The organism is Limosilactobacillus pontis DSM 8475, from assembly GCF_001435345.1.
GTDB lineage: Bacteria > Bacillota > Bacilli > Lactobacillales > Lactobacillaceae > Limosilactobacillus > Limosilactobacillus pontis.
Genome location: NZ_AZGO01000003.1, coordinates 51,709 through 58,821, shown reverse-complemented (window position 1 = coordinate 58,821; position 7,113 = coordinate 51,709). Strand labels below are relative to the sequence as shown.

The 7,113-nt window shown below is 52.3% G+C and carries 5 protein-coding genes and 2 pseudogenes; 5 read left to right on the top strand and 2 right to left on the bottom strand.

Annotated elements, in window-relative coordinates; translation table 11 throughout:
- The 5 genes and pseudogenes from FD34_RS08260 to FD34_RS00440 all read left to right on the top strand — a co-directional run.
- Window positions 1–198, top strand: a pseudogene (locus tag FD34_RS08260) (IS30 family transposase); the annotation flags it as partial.
- Window positions 199–466: 268 nt separating this feature from the next.
- Window positions 467–2,074, top strand: a complete 1,608-nt coding sequence (locus FD34_RS00455) for an Nramp family divalent metal transporter (protein WP_191980187.1) — start codon at window positions 467–469, stop codon at window positions 2,072–2,074.
- A 123-nt stretch (window positions 2,075–2,197) separates the two neighbouring features.
- Window positions 2,198–2,860 (top strand): hypothetical protein, encoded by a 663-nt coding sequence (locus FD34_RS00450; protein WP_057805696.1) that lies wholly within the window; start codon window positions 2,198–2,200, stop codon window positions 2,858–2,860.
- Between the two features lie 329 nt (window positions 2,861–3,189).
- Window positions 3,190–4,995, top strand: coding sequence for a threonine--tRNA ligase (thrS, locus tag FD34_RS00445; RefSeq protein WP_057805694.1), 1,806 nt, complete (start codon window positions 3,190–3,192; stop codon window positions 4,993–4,995).
- 155 nt (window positions 4,996–5,150) lie between these two features.
- Window positions 5,151–5,507 carry a type II toxin-antitoxin system RelB/DinJ family antitoxin gene (locus FD34_RS00440; protein WP_057805691.1) on the top strand — a complete coding sequence of 119 codons (357 nt, stop codon included), beginning with the start codon at window positions 5,151–5,153 and terminating at the stop codon, window positions 5,505–5,507.
- Window positions 5,508–5,558: 51 nt separating this feature from the next.
- Here the strand turns inward: FD34_RS00440 and FD34_RS00435 are convergent, their stop codons facing one another.
- On the bottom strand, window positions 5,559–5,867 hold the full coding sequence (locus FD34_RS00435; protein ID WP_057805689.1) for an MGMT family protein: 309 nt from the start codon (window positions 5,865–5,867) through the stop codon (window positions 5,559–5,561).
- Window positions 5,854–7,104: pseudogene (locus tag FD34_RS00430) on the bottom strand (MFS transporter). The gene FD34_RS00435 and the pseudogene FD34_RS00430 overlap by 14 nt, the downstream one beginning before the upstream one ends.
- Window positions 7,105–7,113 lie beyond the last annotated feature (9 nt).

Below are 7,113 nucleotides of genomic sequence, written 5' to 3'. Positions count from 1 at the left end.
GCCTATTCACCGCACGAACGCGGTAGTAATGAGAACCGTAATCGAGTTTTGCGACGCTTTATTCCCAAAGGCCAAGCCATTGAAGAACTAAGTGAGCACCAACTGGTTCAAATTAATTGGTATTTGAATTCACGGCCACTTAAATGTCTTAACTGGCGAACACCAATTGAGATCTTCTTACTTAATCTGCGTCACTAAATTCGTTCAAGTTATTTCTTGCAATCTGCCTCTCCCTAAACAATTCTTCAAGATTTCAAAAATATTTTTAAGACTTTCTAAAGCCATTTGTGGAACCGCTTAATTATTGTCAACCACCGAATTAGTCAGTAAAGATCACATCATTTCGACCCCCACTAAACGCCGCCATAACGGCAATCTTCAGTTGCATTGCATAAATTTTTATGGTAGCCTAACAAAGTATTCGAATTAAGTTAATTTTGGTTATCAATCATGTTAACAAAATAAGATGAAAGGTGGATTTGGCGTGGATAACACAAAAAATCAGCACCGTAAGCATCACTTGATTGAGTATGCTAACGGTAAGTCTCTAGAAGAAATCAACGGTACCGTTGAAGTTCCTCATGGTAAAGGTTTCTGGCGGACATTATTCGCCTACTCTGGCCCTGGTGCATTAGTTGCCGTGGGTTACATGGATCCTGGTAACTGGGCTACTTCAATTACCGGTGGTCAAAGCTTCCAATACACCCTGATGACTACCATCTTGATCTCAAGTTTGATTGCGATGTTACTGCAATACATGGCGGCTAAACTCGGGATTGTGAGCCAAATGGACCTCGCTCAGGCAACACGGGCGCGGACCGGTAAAGCGTTAGGGGTTATTCTTTGGATCATGACCGAGTTAGCGATCATGGCGACCGATATCGCCGAAGTTATTGGTGCGGCGATTGCCTTGAACCTGCTGTTCCACATTCCGTTGATCCCATCAGTCTTCGTTACTGTTTTAGATGTTTTAATTCTGCTCTTATTGACGAAGATTGGGTTCCGGAAGATCGAAGCAATTGTTGCCTGCCTGATTCTGGTTATTCTGTTTGTCTTCGCATACCAGGTTGCCCTCTCCAAGCCGGACTGGGGTGCCGCATTCATGGGCCTGCTGCCTTCCACTAAGGCCATCGCCCAGCACCCTGAGATCGGTGGGATCACCCCATTGAGTGGTTCTCTGGGGATCATCGGGGCCACGGTTATGCCGCACAACCTGTACCTGCACTCCGCAATTTCACAAACGCGGAAGATCGACCACAACGACCTCGACAGCATTCGGCAGACCGTACGCTTCACGACTTGGGACTCCAACATCCAGTTATCCCTGGCCTTCGTTGTTAACGCCCTCTTGCTGATCATGGGGGTGGCCGTCTTCAAGTTCGGTGCCGTTAAGGATAGTTCCTTCTTCGGTCTCTACGATGCCCTGAACAACACCACTATGCTTTCCAACCCAATCCTGATTGCGGTTGCCAAGTCTGGTATTCTGTCCACCCTGTTTGCCGTTGCCCTGCTGGCTTCTGGTCAAAACTCAACTATCACTGGTACCCTGACCGGTCAGGTGATCATGGAAGGGTTCGTCCACATGAAGATGCCACTCTGGGCCCGGCGGCTGGTTACCCGGATTATCTCCGTCATCCCAGTTCTGGCCTGTGTAGCCATGACTTCCGGTGAATCCACAATCCAGCAACACACCGCCCTGAACCTCCTGATGGAAGACTCACAGGTCTTCCTGGCCTTCGCCCTGCCGTTCTCCATGCTACCACTGCTGATGATGACCAACAGTGAAGTCGAGATGGGTGAATTCAAGAACCGGATGTGGGTCAAGGCCTGCGGTTGGCTTTCCGTCATCGCATTGACCTTCCTGAACCTCTACAACCTGCCAGCAACCTACGAAGGCTTTGGTATCTGGTCTAAGGGTGCGTCCGATGCCTTGGCCTACCTGACGATCGTCGTCATTCTGCTTCTATTGGCCTGGAGCTGCATTGAACTCTACCGTGGTGATAAGCGCTTTGCTGCAGAAGGCAAGGGCTTTGGCCAACAGGAAGAAAAGATGCAAGACTCTGCTAAGGACTAACATATTTACTACCTAACCGTGAAAGGGAATTGGCGCTTGCCAATTCCCTTTCCATCGTTTAAAGTGATTAGATCATGCTATAATAGGGACTAATACAGTACCGTTCTAAATGAGGTGAACACGTTGAACAACAACCAAGACAAGGATAAAAAGCCCCTGACCCGGGTCGAATTATACGACACTCCCAAACCGGGTGATAAAAAGAAGAAGCGGAAGTCCTCCATCTTCGATAATCTCAAGCGCCAGGAACAGAATAGCAAGCGACCACGCCCGAAAAAGGACAAAGCATACCATCCTGGCCAGAAGCACCAGAACCACCGAACATTTAAGCTCCTGTTGGGAATCCTGTTGGCGGTCCTCTTGGTGATGATCATCGTCTTCATGGTTAAGCAGCAGAACCCGGTCAACACGAGTGATGACAACACCACCACCGTTTCAACCAGTTCAAAGAAGAAGCGTCACAGTTCCAGTCACAAGCGTCACAAACACCACCGTTCCAGCAACGACAGTGACAACACCGATACCAGTGATACTTACTCCTACACGGTGCCAAGTAGCAACCACAGTAACCAACCAGCCCACCGGCAATCAACGGTGCCGGCTAACAATAACCAGCACACGGCCTCTAGCCAGCCGGCCCAGAGCAGCAGTCAGCAACCAGCTGCCAACAGCCAGTCCAATAACAACCAGCAACAGGAACACTCCAGCACCGCCCCAAGTCAGAGTACTGGTAGCAGCAACCAACCAGCTAGTCAGCCACAGCCCCAAGCAAACTCCCATAAATAAAATTAATTTAAAAAGGGGGTTGCCAAGGCAGTTAGTCGTGTTATAATCATAGGCAATCGAAGGATATGTCAAGTGATGACCTCCTACCAGGGAGTCGGTGCCATGGCTGGAAGTACCGTTGGAGCGATTCGTCACCTCGATACCACCTTCTAGCATTACTGGCCGAGATAAGGCCGGTCGGGTCGTGCCCGTTACCACACCATTGAGAGGAATTTCGTATTCCTGAACATGGGTGGAACCACGCTAATTCATGATAATTAACGTCCCTAGTGCTTACCAAGTCGGTAGGCGCTAGGGACGTTTTTAATTTTTATAAGGGAGAGATCATTATGGCTCAAGTCGCAGTTATGTCACCTGATGGATCCGTTAAGAAGATCGACCGGGACTCAGAAGAAGGTTTACAAGCACTCCGTAAGTTGTCCGCCTTGATGCTCAAGGCCGCCTTACAACAAGAATTTAAGGGAATTCGCCTCGGTGAAGTCGTTGCGGACGAAGACGGTTTCCACGTTGATTCCGACAAGGACAACCAACAAGTTTCCGCCGACGAATTACCGGCCTTGGAGGATGTCATCAAGGGGATGGCCAAGGACGACGTCAAGGTTGAGTTTGCCGAAATGGCCGTTGACGACGCCATGGCTGCTGTCAAGGACGACCAGTTCTCCACTGAACTGATCAACGAAAACGCCAAGGACGGCAAGGTTGCCATGTACAAGCTTGGTGACTCCATGGCCATTGCCGACCAGGACATCCTGGTTTACGGTGACGTGGTCAAGAACCTCAAGCTCCTGTCCGTTGCCGGTGCCTACTGGAAGGGCATGTCATCCAACCCAATGCTCCAGCGGATCTACGGGACCGTCTTCTACAAGAAGGACGCCCTGGCCGAAGATCTGAAGAAGCGTCAGGAAGCCCGCGAGCGTGATCACCGGGTAATCGGTAACCAACTCGATCTTTTCTTCGTTGATCCAAAAGTTGGTGCCGGGCTGCCATACTGGATGCCAAAGGGGGCCACGATTCGGCGGACGATCGAACGTTACATCATCGACCGTGAAGTTGCCGACGACTACAAGCACGTCTACACCCCAGTCCTGATGAACCTGGATGCCTACAAGACTTCTGGTCACTGGGAACACTACCGTGACGACATGTTCCCACCAATGGACATGGGTGACGGTGAAATGCTGGAACTGCGGCCAATGAACTGCCCAAGCCACATCCAAGTTTACAAGCACCACATCCGTTCTTACCGTGACCTGCCACTGCGGATTGCTGAACTTGGGATGATGCACCGTTACGAAAAGTCTGGTGCCCTCTCCGGTCTGCAACGGGTTCGTGAAATGACCTTAAACGACGGTCACACCTTCGTGGCCCTCGAACAAATCCGGTCTGAATTCGCCAAGATCCTGAAGCTGATCATGTCCGTCTACAAGGACTTCGACATCACCGACTACAGCTTCCGGCTTTCCCTGCGTGACCCAAAGAACACTAAGAAGTACTACGCCAACGATGAGATGTGGGAGAAGTCCCAGACCCTGCTGAAGGCTGCCATGGATGACCTGAACCTCGACTACTACGAGGCCGAGGGTGAGGCCGCATTCTACGGTCCAAAGCTGGATATCCAAACTAAGACGGCCCTGGGCAACGACGAAACCATGTCCACCATCCAACTGGACTTCATGCTACCAGATCGTTTCGGCCTGACTTACGTTGGTAAGGACGGTAAGGAACACATGCCAGTCATGATCCACCGTGGGGTTGTCGGCACCATGGAACGGTTTGTGGCCTACCTGACTGAAATCTACAAGGGTGCCTTCCCAACCTGGTTAGCCCCTGAACAGGTTCACATCATCCCGGTCAGCGAGGATGCTCACGGTGAATACGCCGATGAACTTGCTAAGAAGATGAAGGCCGCCAACATCCGCGTCGTGGTTGACCACCGGAACGAAAAGATGGGTTACAAAATTCGTGAAGCCCAGACCCAGAAGGTTCCATACACCCTGGTTGTCGGTGACGACGAGCTGAAGAGCAATGGCGTCTCCGTCCGGAAGTACGGTGAGAAGGAACAAAACGAAATGAGCCAGGATGCCTTCATGGATGAAATCCTTGCCGACATCGCTTCCTACTCTCGTGAAAAGTAATTACTAAAGGATTCCCTTTAAGAAGCCCCTGATGGCCGTAATGGCTGTCAGGGGCTTCTTATACATTTAACACTATTTTGCATATTAGTTATATACTATTTTATATACGTTATCTTTTAATTGTGGTAATATTAGGAGTGAAAGGAGTGACTTTTATGGCACAGATTAACATTAAGGTCGACGACCAATTGAAGGACGATGTTAGCAAGATTTTCGCTGAGATGGGGCTGGACCTCACCACGGGGATTAAGATTTACCTCAAGCGGGTCCAGCAGGATAGACGGATTCCGTTCGCAATCACGGGAACGCAAGACGTGGACGAAGTTGCCCAGCAGTACCGGGCGGGTAACCCTGAGGTGGTGAGCCGGCTGAACAAGCTGCTGTCCGCACTGGCCGGGCCGGACAACGGCGCCACCGGAATCGGCGGCAGTGTCTTAAAAGCCACGAGCCGCCAGAAGAAGGAGCAACCCGGCGGTATCGGTCAGGGAATCCTTAACAATACCCACGACTAATGTAAAAAGGATCTGGACCACGCACCCGTGTGATCTAGATCCTTTTGTGTTTTAAATACCCTGCCACTGGCACCGCTTGATGTCAACGTGACTGGCGTCCTTGAAGGGAATCCCCTCGGCCGCCAGCATCGGTCCCTGGTCGATCCAGCCCGGAACCAGGCGCCCAGTAGCGGTTACGACCCGGTGACAGGGGTGTTTCCCGTAGGCGCCGGACTTGCCGAGAGCCTTCCCCACCAGGCGGGCGTTGCGAGGCCGCCCGATCAACCGGGCAATCTGTCCGTAGGTGGCCACCCGGCCCAGGGGGATAATGTCGACAATGTTTAGCACATCAATCATGAAGTTCTCATCAATCTTGGTCATCGCTAGCCCTCCCCAACCGAGGTAGCAATAGGAAGATGATCAGACCGATCTGCTCAGTGAGGCCGCCCCAATCGTCGAGTGTCCCGTCCACTGGGTCACCAGGCCGACAACCACCGGCCCCAGAATCGCGGAGAACTTCCCCAGGATATTGTAGAAGCCGAAGAACTCACTGCTGGAGTCCTTGGGGATTAGCTGACCAAAGTAGGACCGGCTTAACGCCTGTAGGCCGCCCTGACTGGTCCCCACCAGGATGGCCAGAATCCAGAAATCGGTTAGCGTGGTCAGGCGCAGGGCATCGAGACAGATAATGACGTAGACGATGATACCCACCAGGATGGCGGTCCGGTTGGAGGTCTTCTTCGCCAGCCAGCCATAGAGCAAGGAGAACGGGAAGGCAATCAGCTGGACGACTAGCAGAACCATCATCAGCATCGTCGTTTCGACCCCCATGTCCTTACCGATCGCGGTGGCCATCGTGAAGATCGTGTCGACCCCGTCGATGTAGAAGAAGTAGGCAACCAAAAACCAGGTGATCTGCCGATAACGGCGGATATGGTGGAAGGTCTGGGCCAAGCGATGAAAGCTATCCTGCAACGGGTTAGCCACCGCATCGACGCTGTAACGCTGGCGGCCGTGGGCCAGCAGTGGCCAGCCGAAGATCACCCACCAGATAGCGGCGATAATGAAGCTGAACTTAGCGATCCCATAGGCTGACAGGCGCCCGTTGAAACCATGAGTCAGCTGGGCCGCCAGGAAGACGATGAAGGCAATCACGCCACCAAGGTAACCCATCCCGTAGCCGGCCGAAGAAACCAGGTCCATCTGGCCATCCGGGGCCACGTCGGTCAAGAAGCTATCGTAGAAGAGGTTGCCGCCCGAGTAGCCGATGATCGTCAGGACGTACAGAAAGAGCAACCATTGCCACTGCTGGGCCGGCAGGAGGGCCAGGCCAAGAGTCAGGATGATTGCTGGCCAGGTGAAGACGTTCAACCACCGGCGCTTGGCGTTGGGGTAATCAGCCAAGGCACCCAGGAGTGGGGCCAGCAGCGAGACCACCAGGGTGCCGAAACTGTTAGCATAGGCCCCAATAGGCCGTCGAGTTAGCCGCACTGATCCCCGCCTGCTCGGCCACGGCCTTAAAGTAGACGGGCAGGACCGCGGTCACAACTAGGATTCCGTAGCCGGAGTTGGCCCAGTCGTAGAATATCCATTGCCATTGTTGCTTATTGATTCGCACGACCCCGCC